Genomic DNA, 18,157 nt, shown 5'->3' with positions numbered 1-18,157 from the left:
ATTAAGTAGTCGTCAATGTAGTATATAAATAGGAGGTAACAATAATGGAGTTTGAAATGTTAGATGCTGATACAGCAGGTAAAACCAACATCCGTGTGATTGGGGTTGGTGGCGCCGGGGGCAATGCAGTGCAACACATGATTCGTCGTGGTGTGCAAGGCGTTGAATTTATTTGTATGAATACGGATGCGGGTGCATTAAAGCGTTCAAAGGCTGAAATCAACTTACAGTTGGGTTTAACCGGTTTGGGTGCAGGAGCTAGACCTGATGTAGGGGCAAGCTCAGCATTAGAAGCTAAAGCAAGAATTGCAGATGTGTTGCAAGGTGCTCACATGGTTTTCATTACTGCAGGTATGGGAGGTGGCACAGGTACTGGTGCAGCTCCGATCGTAGCGCAAATAGCAAAAGAAATGGGTATTTTGACTGTTGGGGTCGTGAGTAAGCCATTTGATTTTGAAGGTGCGAAAAGATCACGTATTGCAGAAGAGGGTGCGTTTGAATTAGAAAAATATGTCGACTCCTTAATCGTGGTTCTGAATGAGAAATTATTTCAGGTCATGGGCGAAGATGCGGAAATGGATAAAGCATTTAGTACTGCGGACGATGTTCTCCATAATGCGGTTGCTGGTATTGCAGAAATCATCAATGAACAAGGTTTAATTAACGTCGACTTTGAAGATGTGAAAACAGTGATGAGTGAGCAAGGTAAAGCAATGATGGGTACGGCAACGGTTTCTGGTGTTGATCGTGCAAGACTTGCAGCGGAAGCAGCTGTAGCCTCACCATTATTAGAAGGTGTTAACTTATCAGGTGCACGTGGCGTGCTTGTCAATATTACGGCAAGTCGTTCACTCCGTTTATCAGAAACAAGAGAAGTGATGTCTGCTATTCGTGGTTACGCGGCAGAAGATGCAACGATTATTTTTGGTACTGTTTACGATGAATCATTAAGTGATGCAATCCGGGTGACCGTCGTTGCAACTGGCTTAAATGGTCCGAGAAAAGCACAAGAGCAAAACAAGAATATTGAACTTGTTTGGCATACTGGAGCTGGCACTGGCACGTATGGTCCACAATCATCCGTACCTGTGACGACTTTAGAGACTTTTGCTCCAATTAGTCCAATCACTGTGAATACCCAAAATAATATGGCGACATCTACTTTTGCGAATAGCCAAATTGCACCTAGCTTGGAAAACGAGATTCCGGTGATGTCATCAATGAATGTTGGTAATACAGCCGTTAATCTTGCGCCACAAGTAACTCGTCCAAATCCAAGTAGGGGTGTTGGGCAGTTAAATGCCGCGAGTTCACCACAAGCGAAAGCGATGTTGGAGAAGGGTGCAGAGTTTTTTGATATTCCCGCGTTTTTAAGAAAGCAAGCTGATTAATACTCAGTTGTAAGGTAGTTAAACGCGGTCATATAGAAAACAGTATGATTGAAGGATTGACAGTAGTGTGCCTCCGTTGACGACGAAAGCACTACTGTCGGTATTTTTTATAACTGAATTTAAGGAGAGAATATGATCGCTGTTCAACAAAAGGTACCTAACGCTACGGTTTACGAATTTATTTCTGAAGAAACAGAAGGTTGTACTTTAGGCCCGAACGCCTTCCAAGTTGCTGAAATCCTCAAGGGCAAAAAAGTTGTTATCTTTGGATTGCCAGGTGCTTACACACCTACCTGTTCAGCACAACATGTGCCAGGCTATGTAGAACACGCAGCTGCTATCAAAGCAAAAGGCGTTGATGAAATTTGGTGTGTGGCAGTAAATGATGCTTTTGTGATGGGCGCTTGGGGTAAAGATCTCAAGGTTGGTAAAACGGTTCGCATGATGTCAGATGGTAGCGGCGAATTGACGAAAGCCCTCGGCCTCGAGTTAGATTTAGTTGCTCGTGGATTAGGCGTGCGTTCACAACGTTATATGATGATTGTGAATGATGGCGTGGTAGAACATCTCGCAGTTGAAGCTGCTGGCAAGTTTGAAGTGAGTGACGCTGCTTCTGCTTTAAAAAACTTATAATTCCGATTATTAATGTATCGACAGGTGTAATTGCAGCTTATGTTAAAACAAACCACCATTGCTGAACCCATTAAGACGGTTGGAATTGGGCTGCACTCGGGAACAAAGTCAAATTTGTTCCTAAAACCCGCACCTGTTGATACAGGTATTGTTTTTATACGGCTTGATCAGGAACCACATACTCCTATTCCAGCGAAAGCTGAAAATATTACCGATACGCGCCTAGCGAGTGTCTTGCAAATTGGGGAGCATCGTATCTCGACGGTTGAGCATCTCATGTCAGCTTGTTCTGGACTTGGGATTGATAATTTGATCGTTGAAATCGACGGTGAAGAAATTCCGATTATGGATGGCAGCGCAGCCTCCTTTTTATTCTTATTGCAATCTGCTGGCATAAAAACTTTAAACTCACCAAAAAAATTCATAAAAATCAAGGAATTGATTGAGGTAACTGAGGGTGATAAAGTCGCAAGATTAGAACCGTTTGACGGTTTTAAACTGGATTTTACGATTGATTTTAAACACCCAGCACTTGATAAAACCGGTCAGAGATGCATCATTGATTTTGCCAATACGACCTATGTCAAAGAAATTGGTCGTGCTAGAACCTTTGGTTTTGCCCACGAAGTAGAAGCGCTTAGGGAAATTGGACTCGCGCGGGGCGGCAGTTTAGATAATGCCATTGTGTTAGATGAGCACCGGATTCTGAATAACGAAGAATTACGTTTCGAGGACGAATTTGTCCGCCATAAAATTTTGGATGCGATTGGCGATTTGTATTTAGCCGGCTATCCGATTATTGGCGTTTATACTGCAGAAAAGTCTGGTCACGGGCTCAATAATTTACTATTGCGAAAAATGTTTGCGAATCCACAAACCTATGAAATAGTGCATTTTGATGAGATGTCGAAAGCTCCAAGCGCATTTACAGCGAACCTCAATCTGATAGCCGATTAAGTTCAACTAGCCCACTCTTGCCTTTTTTACGGCAACCTTAAACACTTTTAGGCTCGTTTTTTGGCGTTGGCGATTAATAATTGAATAGCTTGATAGGTCGGGGATTCTGGATCGGTATTACGAAGTAACATCTCCCAGGATTGAACTTGGGCGGCAGAAAGTGGCTGAGGATTCGCTTTGGGTTCCTCTGGTCGAGATAAACCGTTGTCTACATCGGATTTCGGTAAAACTTTTAGTTGTATTTCTGTCACTGCAAAGCCTGACTCTCGAAAGCAATGCAGTAGGCTGGGCAATTTATTTTTAAGTCTTGAAATAATGCTGGCATGACGGGTAAATAAGCAAATCACCCCCTTATCATTCATTTCGCCGATAAAAATGTCGTTAGAAAAATGATTAAATCCAATTAAATCAAGTGCTTGAGTTAGTGCCACTAGATATTTTTTTCTAAGTTCAAAGTTCGTAAAAACCTCTTTCAAAGGACTGTTCGCCAAATTTACCGAAAGTAACTCCGAGATTTCTAGGGAATGAGGATTTTTAGCGGTCATTGATGGGTTTAGTTAAAACATTATTTACTTATTTCGATGAGGAAGTAGTAGTTTTTTAAAAGCCTGTGGGAAAATAAGAATTAAACATTACATTCATGGAATTAATATGCATGAATGATAAACTCTTAGATTGAATTTCTACGAAAAACATCATGGTATCTGGACTCTTAAAAAAGATAATTGGCAGTCGTAACGATCGCTTACTAAAACAATACCGTAAAACGGTAGCTCAAATCAATGCTTTAGAGCCGAAATTTGAGGCCCTCAGTGACGAACAATTTCCTGGGAAAACCCAAGAGTTAAAAGAACGCGTCGCTAGTGGTGAAAGTCTTGATAACTTGTTGCCAGAAGCTTTTGCTTTAGTACGAGAAGCTAGTCGTCGGACCATGAAAATGCGTCACTTTGATATGCAATTAGTCGGTGGACTGGTATTGCACCAAGGCAAGATTGCTGAAATGAGAACCGGCGAGGGAAAGACCCTCACCGCTACTTTACCAGTATTCTTAAATGCCTTATCAGGCAAAGGCGTCCATGTGGTTACCGTGAATGATTACTTAGCCTCCAGAGATGCGCAGTGGATGGGGCGCTTGTATAACTTCTTGGGCCTCACGGTAGGTATTAATTTATCGCAAATGACGCATGCTGATAAGCAGTCTGCTTATGCTTCTGATATTACTTACGGTACGAATAATGAGTTTGGATTTGACTATTTACGTGACAACATGGTCCACGAAATTGGTAGTCGAGTACAACGTGGCTTGAACTATGCAATTGTTGATGAGGTCGATTCGATCTTAATTGATGAAGCCCGTACCCCATTGATTATTTCTGGCCAAGCCGATGACCATACTGAGCTGTACGTAAAAATGAATGTCATTCCTTCTTATTTAGATCGCCAAATTGGCGAAGAGAAGGCGGATGGTACTGGCGTTGAAAAACCTGGCGACTATGTCATTGACGAAAAGTCTCAGCAAGTGTTCTTGACAGAGTCTGGTCATGAAAAGGCGGAAAACATTCTTGGTCAAATTGGGTTGTTGCAGGCGGGTGATTCCTTATATGCCCCACAGAATATTGCTTTGATGCATCATCTGTTAGCAACACTCCGGGCTCATACCTTATTTCATCGTGATCAGCATTATGTTGTTCAAAATGGTGAAGTAGTGATCGTTGACGAATTTACCGGTCGTTTAATGGTGGGTCGCCGTTGGTCTGATGGACTTCATCAAGCGGTAGAAGCCAAAGAAGGTGTGCAGATTAATAGCGAGAACCAAACGCTCGCTACGATTACCTTCCAAAATTACTTTAGGATGTATCAGAAATTATCGGGTATGACGGGTACCGCTGATACTGAGGCGTATGAGTTTCAGGAAATTTATGGACTAGAAACGGTTGTAGTACCACCGAATCGAATCAGTAAGCGATTAGATAAACAAGATCAAATCTATAAAACCTCCAAAGAACGCTACGCAGCAGTGATTAAAGATATTCAGGATTGCTATGAGCGTGGTCAACCTGTATTAGTTGGTACGACTTCGATTGAAAACTCAGAGTTGATCTCTGAAATTTTGACCAAAGAAAAATTACCACATCAAGTCTTAAACGCTAAACAACATGCCAGAGAAGCAGAAATTATTGCTCAAGCTGGACGTCCAAAAATGATTACGATTGCCACGAACATGGCGGGTCGTGGTACTGACATTGTATTGGGCGGTAATGTTGAAAAGCAATCTAGCTTACTCTTAGAAGATAGTTCCTTGAGTGAAGCTCAAAAAAGTGATCGTATTAAAATCTTAGAAGATGAGTGGCAAGGTTTGCATGAGCAGGTCGTCAATGCAGGTGGATTGCATATTATTGGTACGGAACGCCATGAAAGTCGCCGGATTGATAATCAGTTAAGAGGTCGTTCAGGTCGCCAAGGCGACCCTGGGTCTTCACGCTTCTATTTATCACTCGATGATGACTTGTTAAGGATTTTTGCTGGTGATCGCCTGCGTGCTGTGATGGATCGACTCAAAATGCCGGAAGGGGAGCCGATTGAAGCAGGTATGGTTTCCCGTGCTATCGAATCTGCCCAACGCAAAGTCGAAGGTCGTAACTTTGACATTCGTAAGCAATTATTAGAATACGATGATGTAGCGAATGATCAACGCCGTGAAACCTATCAACTCCGTAATCAGGTACTTGAATCGGATCACGTGAGTGGCTTAATTATTAACTTACGGGAAGATGTCTTTAGCAATTTGGTCACGCAATATCTCCCTCCCGAAACCTTGCCTGAGCAGTGGGATCTTGTTGGTCTTGAGAAAGAACTACAACAAGATTGGGGGCTTCAAGTTGCCTTAGCAGAAAAAGTTGAGAAAGCCCAAGAAGTAGATGTGGCCGATGTGATTGCTTGGGTTCAGGAAGACGCAAAGCGCTTATACCAATCAAAATTAGATCAAGCAGATGCAACTTCTTTCTCTGGGTTTGAAAGATCGGTATTTTTGTATAGCATGGACAGTCATTGGCGTGAGCATTTAGCCTCACTAGATTATTTACGCCAGGGGATTCATTTACGTGGTTATGCGCAAAAAGATCCTAAACAAGAATATCGTAAAGAATCATTTCAGTTATATGCTGAGTTTTTAGAAGTGATTAAACGCGATATTACTAAAACGATTCTGAATGTCCAAATCCAATCAGCAGAGCAGTTGAATGATGCTACTGAAATGATTCAAGAAGATCTGAATCAGTTAAGAGATGTGCAATATCAACATGCCGAGGCAAATGGCGAGGAACCACCACAAGAACAACTAGAATCGTTTATCAATTCTCAAGTTCTCAATAATGTGATGAGTACCGGTCCAAAAGTGGGCAGAAATGATCCTTGCCCATGTGGAAGTGGAAAAAAATATAAGCACTGCCACGGTCAAGTTGTATAGTTTAAAAGAATAGCGTTGCCATGGAAATGTCAGGGCGAAGTAGTTACCGCCCTGATTCCGTAGAGCTGGCCTATTTTGTGTTTCGGTATCGTAATTTTTGTAAATTTTGATCAATTGGTACATATGAAACTTCACACTAAAAATCTATTAGGTCCTGTTCTTATTTATTTGATTGGATATGGTTTAATATTTTTCTCAAAAGGTGTGGGCTTTGCAAGCATCTTCACGGCCCTAAGTTCTATAGCTATTTGGGCTCTATATCAGTTAGTTCGAAAGAATCAATTTGCGCGGGTAGGCTTAGCTTATGCAGTATTTTTTATCACCCCAATCTTAAGTTTGACCGGTCAAATTGGGGTACTTACGGGGTTTAACGGCAATAGTTCTTCATTAAATTGGTTGGGCGTCTCCTTTGTGAGCGCTGGTATAGCCCTCTTTATTTATCATGATCAGTTCACACTTAAAAGTTTATTTCTGAATATCATGCAACCCGTCCGGTTTAATTCAGGACCTGTGGCGCTGACAGCTCCAGCAACCTCAGCATTTAGTAAGAAAAGAACTTTTATTTATCTTCGCTGGATGATTCTGGGCACTTTCTTATTTAGTGTTGTTGCCTCTGGTTTAGCGCAATTACTGATCCTAAAAGAATCCACCGAAGCCCTTGATATCCTCGTGTTTGCGATTGCTTTTGAGGCTTATGTGTATTTTAATTTTGCGGGCATCACGATGATGGCATTTGGCGCGCTGAATTTATTTGGAGTGCGGACGGTGATGAACTTCAATAGTCCTTTCGCGGCCAGGAATGTGATTGAATATTGGCAACGTTGGCATATTAGCTTATCGACGGTGTTAAAGAATCTATTTTTCCTACCCTTTAAAAAGACCTTTGGTTTGCCAGTAGCGATCTTCTTAGTATTTATAAGTTCGGCGATGTGGCATGGAGTGACTTTAAATTTTGTCATTTGGGGTACTTTCCATGCGCTATTTTGGGTACTTACCTATTACATTTTAAAAATCATCGCTAACAAGGCATTAGCAAAGCTATTCGCTTTGTTGCTATTTCCCTTGATTGTTGTTTTGGGAAGATTAATTTTCTCTGAGTCAGATTCTTCCCTCTTATTCTTTAAGTTCCAACAAATCTTCACTTGGAACTCAGACCCAAATAATGTGATTAGTAGCCATTTAGAGTTTGATACCAAGACCTTGTTAACGGTGATTTTTGCGACCCTATTGATTGCTTTTGAATTTGCATTCCCTAAATTAGCTAGAAAATATCATTTTTTGAGAAATCCCTACGCGTGTGTAGTTTGGATTATTTTATGTATTGCTTTTAGTTCGTTTGGCTTAGAAGGAGTCTACGGGACTCGGTAAAATGGAGCATGATCAATCGATGATGCGTCATCTTTTTATGTCGTTTTAAATTGCTTGGAAAGGGGCTATTGAATGTTACTTACAAACTTAACGTTTCTTATTATTGGTGCCAGTCATATGGCTAAACCAGGATACTTGATTACTAGCTTACATGAAAATCTCCAAAGTCAAGGCGCCAAAGTGCACTCCATGGGCGTGTGTGGATCTGAGCCTAGTCAATGGCTGATGGAGTCCAACGGCTTATGCGGCGGTGCAGAAAGAGCCTTTAATGCACCGATTCAATTATCGTTGGGCAAGTCAGCCAAAACAAAGCCAATTACCGATTTAGTCGCCCAAGACAAACCTGATGTCGTTGTTGTCATCATGGGCGATACGCTGGGTAAATATAAAGAACAGATGATTAAGTTCAATGTATCTACAGAAGTGAAGATTTTATCCAAAAAAATTGCTGAGTTGAATAAACCTTGTTTATGGGTAGGGCCACCATGGGGAAATGAAGGATATATGACTGGTAAAACCCATGGAAGAGTCAAAGATTTAAATGAAGTTCTGGCGAATTCAGTGGCACCTTGTAAATATATCGACTCTCTGAAGATGTCAAAGCCAGATGAGTGGCAAACCACAGATGGGCAACACTTTACACCGGCTTACTATAAAGAGTGGAGCAAGAAAATCGTTGAAAATATTAAAACGATACCAAATTAAACCAAGCTGATTCTAACCACCTGAATTTATCAATTTTTACTGAAAGTTTTACTATGGCCGTTCATTTGCATCCTTTAAGTCCGTCTGACCTTTTGCCCATTCCCGGTATTCAATTAGGCTATGCTATGGCGGGAATTAAAAAAGCTGATCGCAAGGATGTCCTGATCATTACCCTTACTCCGGGGTCGTCAGTGAGTGGTGTCTTTACTTTAAATCGCTTTTGTGCCGCTCCAGTGCAAATTTGTAAACAGCATCTGGCGCAAACCACGGGTATCCGGGCCTTGGTCATTAATACCGGTAATGCGAATGCCGGCACTGGAGAACCAGGTCTAAAAGATGCCAATGCAGTATGTGATGCGGTTGCTGCCCTATTGGAAATTACTCCAGAGGAAGTATTGCCATTCTCAACCGGAGTGATTTTAGAGCCATTACCGGTGGCTAAAATTATTACAGCCTTATCCGCTGCTAAAGCGAATCTGATAGATGCTGGTTGGTATGACGCAGCCTTTGCGATCATGACGACGGATACTTTACCGAAGGCATACTCAAGCTCACAAGAAATTGCGGGTGTTAAGGTTTCTATGTCAGGCGTTAGTAAAGGCGCTGGTATGATTCACCCCAATATGGCAACTATGTTGGGCTTCATTGGGACCGATATCGGCATTGACGCACAGTTGCTCAATACCTTAACCAAAGAGGTGGCTGATTTATCTTTCAATGCAATTACGATTGATGGCGACACCTCAACGAATGACTCTTTCATCATCATGGCATCCAATCAGTGTGGCATTTACATTGATAGTACAGAGCATGCTGCTTATGCACCTTTCAAAGCGATGCTTCTAGCCACGGCTCAAGACCTTGCGAAAAAAATTGTGCGGGACGGTGAGGGCGCTACAAAATTTATGACAATTGAAGTCAAAGGTGGAGCTAACCTAGAGGAATGCAAGTTAGTAGGCGAAGCAATCGCTCACTCACCACTGGTAAAGACAGCATTTTTTGCGAGTGATCCGAATTTAGGTAGAATTCTTGCCGCGATTGGTTATGCGGGTATTCAAGATTTAGACGTCAACCATGTGCAATTATGGTTGGGTGATGTTTGGGTAGCCAAAGACGGCGGTCGCAACCCAGACTATCGCGAGGAAGATGGTCAACGTGTGATGTCTGAGGCAGAGATTAAAGTGACCGTCGATTTGGGACGTGGTCAATCCGAACGAACGATGTGGACCTGCGATTTTTCACATGAGTACGTATCCATTAACGCCGACTATCGTTCCTAATCGGACAGGTTTTTGTCGCACAAATTACAATATAACTATGAGTGAAAAATTAGATCAATTTATTGAACGCTTAGAGGTTTTTTTCCCTAAGCCGTTAACGCAAGAGGACTGGCAAAATGCGAAAGCATTTCGTTGGCAAAGAAGACAGTCTTTACTGGGTAACCTCGGGTTTTTGAAACCGATTTGGCATTTATCAGATATTTCATTTGATGATTTACAAGCCATTGATCGTCAGAAAGAGCAGATTGTAAACAATACCCAACACTTCGTAGCGGGCAAACCAGCTAACAATGTGTTGTTAACGGGTGCCAGAGGTACTGGTAAATCTTCGTTGATCAAAGCCTGTTTAAATCAGTTTTATGCGGCAGGCTTGAGACTTGTTGAGGTTGATAAGGAGCACTTATCGGACTTGCAAGATCTCACGGAAATTTTGGCAGGTCGGCCTGAAAAGTTTATTGTTTTCTGTGATGACTTATCTTTCGAGGATGGCGAGGCCGGTTATAAGGCGCTCAAATCTGCTTTGGACGGTTCTTTATCCGCTCAAGTTGAGAACGTATTGATTTATGCGACTTCAAATCGCCGGCATTTATTGCCTGAGTATATGAAAGACAATGAAGGTTATCAGCATAGTTCTGACGGTGAAATTCATCCTGGTGAAGTTGTTGAAGAAAAAATCTCACTATCCGAACGCTTTGGTTTATGGGTATCTTTTTATCCGCCCAAACAAGATGAGTATTTAGAAATCGTGGCGCACTGGTTGGCGCATTTTGGTCTCGATGCGGATGCCGTGGCCAAAGCCAAGCCTGAGGCTTTAGTCTGGGCTTTGGAGCGAGGTTCACGTTCTGGTCGGGTAGCTTGGCAATTTGCAAGGCACTTTGCAGGCGCGCAGTAAATGACTAGGCCAATTACGGAAGTGGCGGTCGGAATCATACTTCGAGAAAATAATGATTATTTACTCGCCAACCGCCCAATTGGCAAACCCTACGCGGGCTACTGGGAATTTCCTGGTGGCAAAATTGAACAAGGTGAGAGCCCGCACCAAGCTTTAGTCAGAGAGCTCGAGGAAGAGCTTGGTATCCAGGTGCATCAAAGTCATGCATTTGGGGTGATAGAACATGATTATCCACATGCCTATGTCAGACTTCATTTACACCTTGTAAAAGATTGGACTGGTGTGCCAAGTGGTCTAGAAAATCAAGAATTAAACTGGCAAGCTAGTCGAGTACTAACGAATTGTGCTTTGAGCCCATTGTTGCCAGCTACAATATCTATTATTGAAATGATGCAAAATCAAGGAGTTTGAGAGCAGTTATGCTCTGTTGTTGAACTTTAAGGGTAATAAGCGTTAGAAAGCGCTTTTACGCAAGACAGTTCTTTACAGATTACAGAGCGTTAAATTGAATTCAATCGGACCTGTATAAGCAGTTGCCTTGCCCGTGGTTGAACTTTGTAAGAAACGGATCAATAGGACGTGTTTATTGGCACTAATCTCTGGAATTAACACTTCACTATCTACCTCAACCCGAATTAACTGATACGTTTTACCCGTCAGTGGCAGTTGAAAAGAACCATTTTCAGTAGAGTAAGCCTTAGAATCCCCCGATTGACGCAACAACTTTAGAAATAGGTGGCAAGTGGTTTTCCAGTCATTGAAAGCTGGAGTGTAGGATTGCAGTTGTGCTCGACGTTGCTTGGCGGGTAGACGCTGCCAACTATATAAGCTAGGTAGATCAACTGGACTAGTACCACCTGCAACACTTAATCTAGAACGAATAATCGATAGCCATTCATTTTCATTAATTAAAGTATTCGGTTTACCAACCAAATTGTTGAGTGTCGCAAGGCAATCTTCAATTTGTTTGATGACCGTTTCTAAAGCATCGGAATTCACGGCTTGATCTGCTCTAAAGCCACACAGATAGAGCCTTTGACGGTCTAATTCTTTCAATAAATTAGACTTTAGGTCAGCCCTTGAAGTGACATCACCAATATCAAATAGCAAAGAAATTGCATTTAAATGGAGCTCAGGATCATCCGACTCCATAAAAATTTCTTGTCGCTTGAACAAATACTCTAGACGCAGTAGGCTGCGTACAGTTTCATTAGAAGGGTATTCGTAAGTTAACAAGGAAACAATCTATCTATTTGATTTAAATTGAAGTTATTAGTATGAGATTTAATTATGAATTGCACAAGAAAAAATCAAAAAATTAATAAAAAAAAGTTATAGGGCAATAATTTTTTGATGAATATCCATGACTTGAAGATTCAAATCAATTAATAGACCATCGTTATTAATCACAAAATCAGCATTTTTCACGCGTTCCTCACGAGACATTTGAGCAGCCATAATTTTTTCTACTTGCTCTCTCGGTAATTTATTTCTAAGGACAACACGCTGTACTTGCGTTTCTACGGAGCAATCCGTCACGATGATTTTATCAAAACGACCTTCCCAATTATTGGATTCAAACAGCAATGGAATCATAAAAATAATGTAAGGGGGATTTTTTTTCAGGGCAGCTTCTAAAGCAGCGTGACTAGCTTCTTTAATGAGAGGGTGTGTAATGCTTTCGAGGATGGTCAAGGCTGGGCGATGATTGAAGGCATATTCGCGCATTTTCTCACGATTTAAACTACCATCTTCCATTAAGAACTCTTTACCAAAAGCTTCTTCAATCGCTGGCATAGCAACTCCACCAGCACTAGTTACCTGGTGTGCTAGCGCATCACTATCAATGACCTGAGCGCCTAAACGGATAAATTCTTTTGCAGCAAGGCTTTTACCACTACCAATACCACCTGTGAGGCCGATTGTTGTCATTGGTTTAACTGTATCGTTCATAAAATGCTATAACCCAAAAAAAGTTCGAATAAAAAATGTTTTAAACACTACGTCTGAAATTGCAATCAAACCAGCTACACATATAAAGGGTCCAAATGGAAAAGCTGCCTGATGATTTAATTTATGTAATTTTAACCAAATAATACCCCCAATTAAACCAATTACGCTGGAAATAAATAATATTGGTAAAACATTACTGAATCCTAATATAGCACCATACGCCGCAAGTAATTTAGCATCGCCCATGCCGATGCCGTGTTTTTTGGTAAATAGGAAATATACACAATTCACAGCCCAAATCAGGAAGTACCCTAGCAGAAGGCCAAAGAGAGATTCAGAGGCACTACAAAACCCAAAATCGGTAAATGAACTAACGAGTAAGCCCAACACCATTAAAGGGACTGTTAAATAATTAGGTAATCGCATGGTGCGTAAATCAATGATGGCCAGGGCAGTGACAATCAGCAAAATGACCAGGCAGTAAATCCAAATCAAGCAATTTCCCCTAATTTAAATAATGGTAAATACAATGCTACAACCATTCCACCCACCAATAATCCCATGATGACAACTAAGGCAGGCTCAATCATCTCCATCAACACATCCAGTTGTTCGGTGAGTTGACGTTCGTGGTAATTCGCTAAGTATTGCAACATTTTGACAAGCCCCCCTGAGTCTTCTCCAACCTTTAATAATTGTAGAGTTTCGCGTTTAAAAAGTAGTTGCTGATGATCTGCTGAAAGCGCTGATTCATGAATTGCTTGACCTTGTAATAGTAAGCGATAAAGTTCCACACTGACATCATGTAAATACCAATGATTCGAGCAACGTGCGCTGATTCGAATGGCTTTTAACAAAGGCGTACCAGATTCTTGGAGGATAAAAATCGTGGTAGCCCACCGTGCTAATAAGGCATGTCGAATGAGTTTACCCATTAGCGGAAGGCGAAGTAAACATCGGTCAACAAATTTTTGTAGTAGCGGGAAGCGCCACCACAAAAAATAAGCTAAGCAAAGAAGAGTCAACATCAAGAATAATCCGAGAAACAGAGATTCTTGAACATATCTCGATAGCTGTAAAAGAAAGCTCGTTAAAGGTGGCAGATCGGCATTAAACCCAGCAAAAACTTGTTCAAAACTAGGAATAACCCAAATTAACATGGCAATTAACAAGCCAAAACAAATGAGTAATACGCAAATGGGATAGGTCAAAGCCTTTTTTAATTGTCCCTGTATCTCTTGAGATTTTTTTAAATCCTCAGAGATTTTGCAAAGTAATGGATGAAGTTGTCCTGAGAGTTCGCCGATTTCTACCAACCCACAATAAAATGCATCAAATCCTTCTTTCGAATTTCTTAAACAAGTTGAAAATGACTGACCTTGGTGGAGCCCATCAATCATTGGGTCTAACCAATGATGGGTAGAGTTTGTGCGGTTCATCGGTTCTCTCATCATTTGCAGTGCCGGCACTAAGGGTACGCCAGCATCTAAGAGAGTAACCAGTTGAGTCGTAAATAACTGTTGCTTAGCAAGGTTCATTCATCGTCTCCAATCTTACTAAGAACTTCACTCGCTGTTGTCTTGCCGCTTTTGACAAGAAGATGACCTTGCGCAGATAAGGAGCGCATACCATGCATTTCAGCTAACTTCGAGAGTTCGTTGGGACATTGATTATTTTCAATCGAGTTTCTGATGATGGAGTTCATTTTTAAAACCTCATGCACGGCAAAACGTCCAGAATACCGCGTGTTTTTACATTCAGGACAGTTCGGCTGATGCGCAGAACAGGCAGTACAGATTTTACGAATCAGTCGTTGCGCAGTAACTAGCAATAAACACTGGGCAAGCACATCCTGCTCACATCCCAAGTTTCGTAAGCGGGTAATGGTGGATACGCAATTATTGGTGTGTAAGGAGGCTAATACAAGGTGCCCCGTTTGGGCTGCTTGCAAAGCCGTTTGTGCGGTTACCGCATCTCTGATTTCGCCAATCATAATGACATCGGGATCTTGTCTTAACATGGCTCGAAGCGATTTTGAAAAGTCCATTCCTAATTTTTCATTTATAGCTACCTGATTAATCCCAGATAACAAAATTTCTGGGGGGTCTTCTACGGCAGAAATATTTCTTGAGCCATCGTTGAGAAGGGCTAAAAAGGTATATAAGGTCAGGGTTTTGCCACTACCAGTTGGGCCGGTAACCAAAATTAAACCTTGCGGAGCATGCAGACTAGACCTTACATCATTGATTTGTTGGGTATCATAGCCTAGCTGTTCTAATCGAAACTGCCCATTAGGATGCGTGAGTAAACGAACGACAATTTTTTCACCATGCACCGTCGGTAAGGTCGATACTCGACAATCTATTATGTGATGGATGGTTCTCGCGTCATTCATCCCAACCATTTGTTCGGGCGTAAACTGTAAGCGCCCATCTTGAGGAAGGCGTTTCTCTGCAATATCTAATTGTGCTAAAACTTTAATATGCGCACATAAATGCTCATGAAAACCTCCCTTAATGCGTCGATAGGTTCTTAAGTTGCCATCAATCCGAAAACGAATATGGGTAAATTCTTCTTGGGCTTCTACATGGACATCGGTAGCTTTTTCTAAAAAAGCTTGGTCAAGCGTTTCTTGCCATAAATGAATAATTCTTTGGTCTTCTTGCATTCAACATAGGACTTATGATTAATGATGAGATTGATGGGGTTGATGAATGCGTACTGTCTTGATGGATTGTTGATCAAATTGAATAATTTCCATCACGCAACCAGCCACTTTCAGGCTGACGTCATGATCGGGGATATCTTGCAAAATTTCCAGTAGTAAACCATTCAGGGTCCTAGGACCATCGATTGGAAGTTCTAGTCCCAATAAGCGATTTAAATCTCTCAAATTAGCTTTGCCATTTGCTAGATAGGTGCCGTCCTCTAACCATTTGGTTTTATTGGCTAGACTAGGTAAAGAGGTAGTAAATTCACCAATGAGTTCTTCCACAATATCTTCGATCGTCACCAGTCCGAGCACAATGCCGTATTCGTCAACGACCAAACCAATCCGTTGTTGTAAGACTTGAAACTCCTGAATCTGTTGGAGAACTTGGGTGCCACTAGGAATAAAGTAAGGTTGTGCGAGTAGGTCTTTAAAATTCTTATGTTGCAGATCTTCATCCCCAATCAGGGAAACAGCCTTCCGTACCGATAAAATACCGATGACGCGATCGGGATCTTGATCGGTAGCCGGTAGATTGTGGTGATAACAAGTTTCTAATTGATGCAATACTTCTGGAATTGGTCTCGATAAATCCAAGGTCTCCATTTGCGAACGCGGGGTCATGACATCATCCACCGTGATATTTTCGAGATTAAACAAGTTCACTAAAATATTTCGGTGATGACTGGGAATAAAGTGACTAGTTTCTAACACTAAACTTCTTAACTCTTCAGGTGATAAGCGAGATTGATCAGCATTTTTCGTGTTGAGTCGCATGATTCTTAGTAAGAGTGAGACAAAAAGATTCACAAACCAAACGATCGGCGTGAGTAGCCAAACTAGAGGACGAATTACCCAACTGACTGAAGAGGAAATGTTGTCAGCAAACGCAGCGCCAATGACTTTGGGAGTTATTTCGCAAAAAATGATAATTAAAAAAGCAACTAAAGCAGTGGTAATCGATAAGACCGAGCCACTATTGCCGAATGCCTGCATTGCAATACCCGCAATTAAAACGGGTACAAAGGTATTAATCACGTTATTACCAATCAAAATCACGGATAACAATTCTTCCGTACGATTGAGTAAGTTGCTCGCTAGCTTTGAACCTCGATGACCCTTGGCGGCACGGTGTTTCAAGCGATGACGATTCGCCGCCATCATACTAGTCTCGGTGATGGAGAAAAAAGCTGAAGTGGCTAATAATAAAACAACTACTGCGACTTTAGCCCACCAAGGCCATGCGTCGAGTAACGAGTCCATAGACGTCCTTTAATCAATAAGTGATTCACCCAGATCCTCTTCCTTGTGAAAGTGGATTCCAAACACTTTACAGATTCAATCCATACTGAATCGCATCTCAAGTCGCCAGGATTGAAGGCGAACCATGTGTAATTATTATACGTTTGCTTGTTGGCAAATAGTGATAGAAGACACCATCGACAGTGTGCTTTTTTGGGTGTTGAAGGAAAGTGGGATAGCTTTGATCACTGTTTGGTGAAAGCTATCCTTACTTGCATGTAGTCAGTCAGTTACAGAGGCAGATATTCACTAAAAAACGTTAAGGTTCTCGATCTCGCTAGCAAAGCAGCAGTTTCATCATAGGACCCACGGTGATTACAGTTAAAACCATGTTGTCCAGCATAAATATGCAGTTGTACCTCTGGATGTGCATCCGAGAATTGCTGAACTGAATCGAGGGGAATGTGTGAATCATTGTCTGCAAAGTGCGCTAATACAGGACATTTAGGGGTTAATTGAGATGCATTAGGCATGCCTCCACCATAATAAGTTACGGCGGCACTTAAACCGTCTAACATCGCAGCACTTCGCCAAGTGAGCAAGCCACCCCAACAAAACCCGAAAATTCCGACTTTGCCAGATGGGGCCAATGTATTGATACAGGTTTGGATATCCAACATCACTGGATGATTTGGCATGGCTTCCACAGCAGCTTTGAGGGCAGAACCAGCTGCCATATCTTCTGCCGTATAACCTAAATTGACACCACTTTTTGCGCGAGCCATTGTTTCTGGAGCAAGCACATGATAGCCTTGATCAGCATACAGCTTGGCCACTTCTTGGATATGCGTGTTCACGCCAAAAATCTCTTGCAAAAGGACTAAACCACCCTTTGCTGGTCCAACCGGTTTTTCTTCAAAAGCTAAAAATTCAAAACCATCACTCGCTTTGAGTGTAATAAAACTACCCATGTTCATCTCCAAAAAAATATTAACTTAGTGTATCTTACAGATTATGACGAAAAAATCTCTTTTAAAAAATAAAGATAATGATTTTATAGAAGAATGGGCTACCGTGATGCAAGCCCCATTTGGCAAATTGGGTGTACGGACGAGTTTTACAGAAGGTAGTTTATTTATTAGTGAAGTGCTCTATATTAGTCAATTAGAGCCCTTAATCAGCCCTAAAAATGAACTAGCGCAAAGTTTTTGTGACCAGGCTGAAAGTTATTTCATGGATCCCAATTTTCAGTTTCATTTGCCCATGTTACTGCGGGGCACGGTATTTCAAAGAAAAGTATGGGATTTGATTGACTCGATCCCGGTTGGTCAGGTGAAAACCTATGGTCATGTTGCCCAAGAATTGGGTAGTGGACCGCGAGCGGTTGGGGGTGCCTGTGGTGCAAATCCTTACCCGCTGATTGTGCCCTGTCATCGGGTCGTTGCGCAATCTGGGATCGGCGGGTTTGCGCAAGAAGATGAACAAGGTTACCATCGTAATATCAAAACATGGCTTTTAAAGCATGAGGGACTTTCTTTTGACTAAAGGAATTTGTGACAA

18 protein-coding genes are annotated in these 18,157 nt (G+C 41.7%); 10 read left to right on the top strand and 8 right to left on the bottom strand.

Going from position 1 to position 18,157, the window contains the following annotated elements; translation table 11 throughout:
• Window positions 1–44: 44 nt before the first annotated feature.
• The 3 genes from ftsZ to lpxC all read left to right on the top strand — a co-directional run bounded on the left by ftsZ (window position 45) and on the right by lpxC (window position 2,981).
• Window positions 45–1,391, top strand: a complete 1,347-nt coding sequence (gene ftsZ, locus B8983_RS08600; RefSeq protein ID WP_084283739.1) for a cell division protein FtsZ — start codon at window positions 45–47, stop codon at window positions 1,389–1,391.
• Between the two features lie 132 nt (window positions 1,392–1,523).
• A complete protein-coding gene (locus tag B8983_RS08595; protein ID WP_084283738.1) occupies window positions 1,524–2,024 on the top strand; it encodes a peroxiredoxin in 501 nt (166 codons plus the stop codon).
• Window positions 2,025–2,063: 39 nt separating this feature from the next.
• Entirely contained in the window at window positions 2,064–2,981 is a 918-nt protein-coding gene (gene lpxC, locus B8983_RS08590; RefSeq protein WP_084283737.1) for a UDP-3-O-acyl-N-acetylglucosamine deacetylase, read from the top strand.
• 47 nt (window positions 2,982–3,028) lie between these two features.
• Here lpxC and B8983_RS08585 read toward each other — a convergent pair whose 3' ends face one another.
• The gene (locus tag B8983_RS08585) at window positions 3,029–3,526 is read right to left on the bottom strand and encodes a hypothetical protein (protein WP_084283736.1); all 498 of its coding nucleotides are present in this window, start codon (window positions 3,524–3,526) and stop codon (window positions 3,029–3,031) included.
• A 152-nt stretch (window positions 3,527–3,678) separates the two neighbouring features.
• On the opposite strand from B8983_RS08585, the gene secA reads away from it, so the two are divergent.
• The 6 genes from secA (at window position 3,679) to mutT (ending at window position 11,103) form a co-directional block, all read left to right on the top strand.
• Complete coding sequence (gene secA, locus B8983_RS08580) at window positions 3,679–6,447, top strand: preprotein translocase subunit SecA (RefSeq protein WP_084283735.1); 2,769 nt, start codon at window positions 3,679–3,681, stop codon at window positions 6,445–6,447.
• Between the two features lie 123 nt (window positions 6,448–6,570).
• Complete coding sequence (locus B8983_RS08575) at window positions 6,571–7,815, top strand: MBOAT family O-acyltransferase (protein WP_084283734.1); 1,245 nt, start codon at window positions 6,571–6,573, stop codon at window positions 7,813–7,815.
• A gap of 72 nt (window positions 7,816–7,887) precedes the next feature.
• On the top strand, window positions 7,888–8,520 hold the full coding sequence (locus tag B8983_RS08570) for an SGNH/GDSL hydrolase family protein (protein ID WP_084283733.1): 633 nt from the start codon (window positions 7,888–7,890) through the stop codon (window positions 8,518–8,520).
• Window positions 8,521–8,573: 53 nt separating this feature from the next.
• Complete coding sequence (gene argJ, locus B8983_RS08565; protein ID WP_084283732.1) at window positions 8,574–9,800, top strand: bifunctional glutamate N-acetyltransferase/amino-acid acetyltransferase ArgJ; 1,227 nt, start codon at window positions 8,574–8,576, stop codon at window positions 9,798–9,800.
• Between the two features lie 37 nt (window positions 9,801–9,837).
• Window positions 9,838–10,692 (top strand): ATP-binding protein, encoded by an 855-nt coding sequence (locus B8983_RS08560; protein ID WP_084283731.1) that lies wholly within the window; start codon window positions 9,838–9,840, stop codon window positions 10,690–10,692.
• Window positions 10,693–11,103 (top strand): 8-oxo-dGTP diphosphatase MutT, encoded by a 411-nt coding sequence (gene mutT / locus B8983_RS08555; RefSeq protein ID WP_084283730.1) that lies wholly within the window; start codon window positions 10,693–10,695, stop codon window positions 11,101–11,103.
• 72 nt (window positions 11,104–11,175) lie between these two features.
• On the opposite strand, the gene zapD is transcribed toward mutT, so the two are convergent.
• The 7 genes from zapD to B8983_RS08520 all read right to left on the bottom strand — a co-directional run bounded on the left by zapD (window position 11,176) and on the right by B8983_RS08520 (window position 17,568).
• Window positions 11,176–11,928 carry a cell division protein ZapD gene (gene zapD, locus B8983_RS08550; RefSeq protein WP_159460866.1) on the bottom strand — a complete coding sequence of 251 codons (753 nt, stop codon included), beginning with the start codon at window positions 11,926–11,928 and terminating at the stop codon, window positions 11,176–11,178.
• 96 nt (window positions 11,929–12,024) lie between these two features.
• Window positions 12,025–12,645, bottom strand: coding sequence for a dephospho-CoA kinase (gene coaE / locus B8983_RS08545; RefSeq protein ID WP_234986963.1), 621 nt, complete (start codon window positions 12,643–12,645; stop codon window positions 12,025–12,027).
• A 6-nt stretch (window positions 12,646–12,651) separates the two neighbouring features.
• Complete coding sequence (locus tag B8983_RS08540; protein ID WP_159460865.1) at window positions 12,652–13,140, bottom strand: prepilin peptidase; 489 nt, start codon at window positions 13,138–13,140, stop codon at window positions 12,652–12,654.
• The gene (locus B8983_RS08535) at window positions 13,137–14,183 is read right to left on the bottom strand and encodes a type II secretion system F family protein (protein ID WP_084283727.1); all 1,047 of its coding nucleotides are present in this window, start codon (window positions 14,181–14,183) and stop codon (window positions 13,137–13,139) included. The genes B8983_RS08540 and B8983_RS08535 overlap by 4 nt, the downstream gene beginning before the upstream one ends.
• Window positions 14,180–15,313 (bottom strand): GspE/PulE family protein, encoded by a 1,134-nt coding sequence (locus tag B8983_RS08530; protein WP_084283726.1) that lies wholly within the window; start codon window positions 15,311–15,313, stop codon window positions 14,180–14,182. The genes B8983_RS08535 and B8983_RS08530 overlap by 4 nt, the downstream gene beginning before the upstream one ends.
• A gap of 18 nt (window positions 15,314–15,331) precedes the next feature.
• Complete coding sequence (locus B8983_RS08525; RefSeq protein WP_084283725.1) at window positions 15,332–16,618, bottom strand: HlyC/CorC family transporter; 1,287 nt, start codon at window positions 16,616–16,618, stop codon at window positions 15,332–15,334.
• Between the two features lie 269 nt (window positions 16,619–16,887).
• Window positions 16,888–17,568: a dienelactone hydrolase family protein gene (locus B8983_RS08520; protein ID WP_084283724.1), complete on the bottom strand. Its 681-nt coding sequence runs from the start codon at window positions 17,566–17,568 to the stop codon at window positions 16,888–16,890.
• Between the two features lie 43 nt (window positions 17,569–17,611).
• On the opposite strand from B8983_RS08520, the gene B8983_RS08515 reads away from it, so the two are divergent.
• Window positions 17,612–18,142: a methylated-DNA--[protein]-cysteine S-methyltransferase gene (locus B8983_RS08515; protein WP_084283723.1), complete on the top strand. Its 531-nt coding sequence runs from the start codon at window positions 17,612–17,614 to the stop codon at window positions 18,140–18,142.
• Window positions 18,143–18,157: the final 15 nt, after the last annotated feature.

It is taken from the genome of Polynucleobacter kasalickyi, from assembly GCF_900176405.1.
In the GTDB taxonomy this organism is placed as follows: domain Bacteria; phylum Pseudomonadota; class Gammaproteobacteria; order Burkholderiales; family Burkholderiaceae; genus Polynucleobacter; species Polynucleobacter kasalickyi.
The sequence above is the reverse complement of the archived record's forward strand: the minus strand, read 5'-3'. Positions and strand labels throughout refer to the sequence as shown.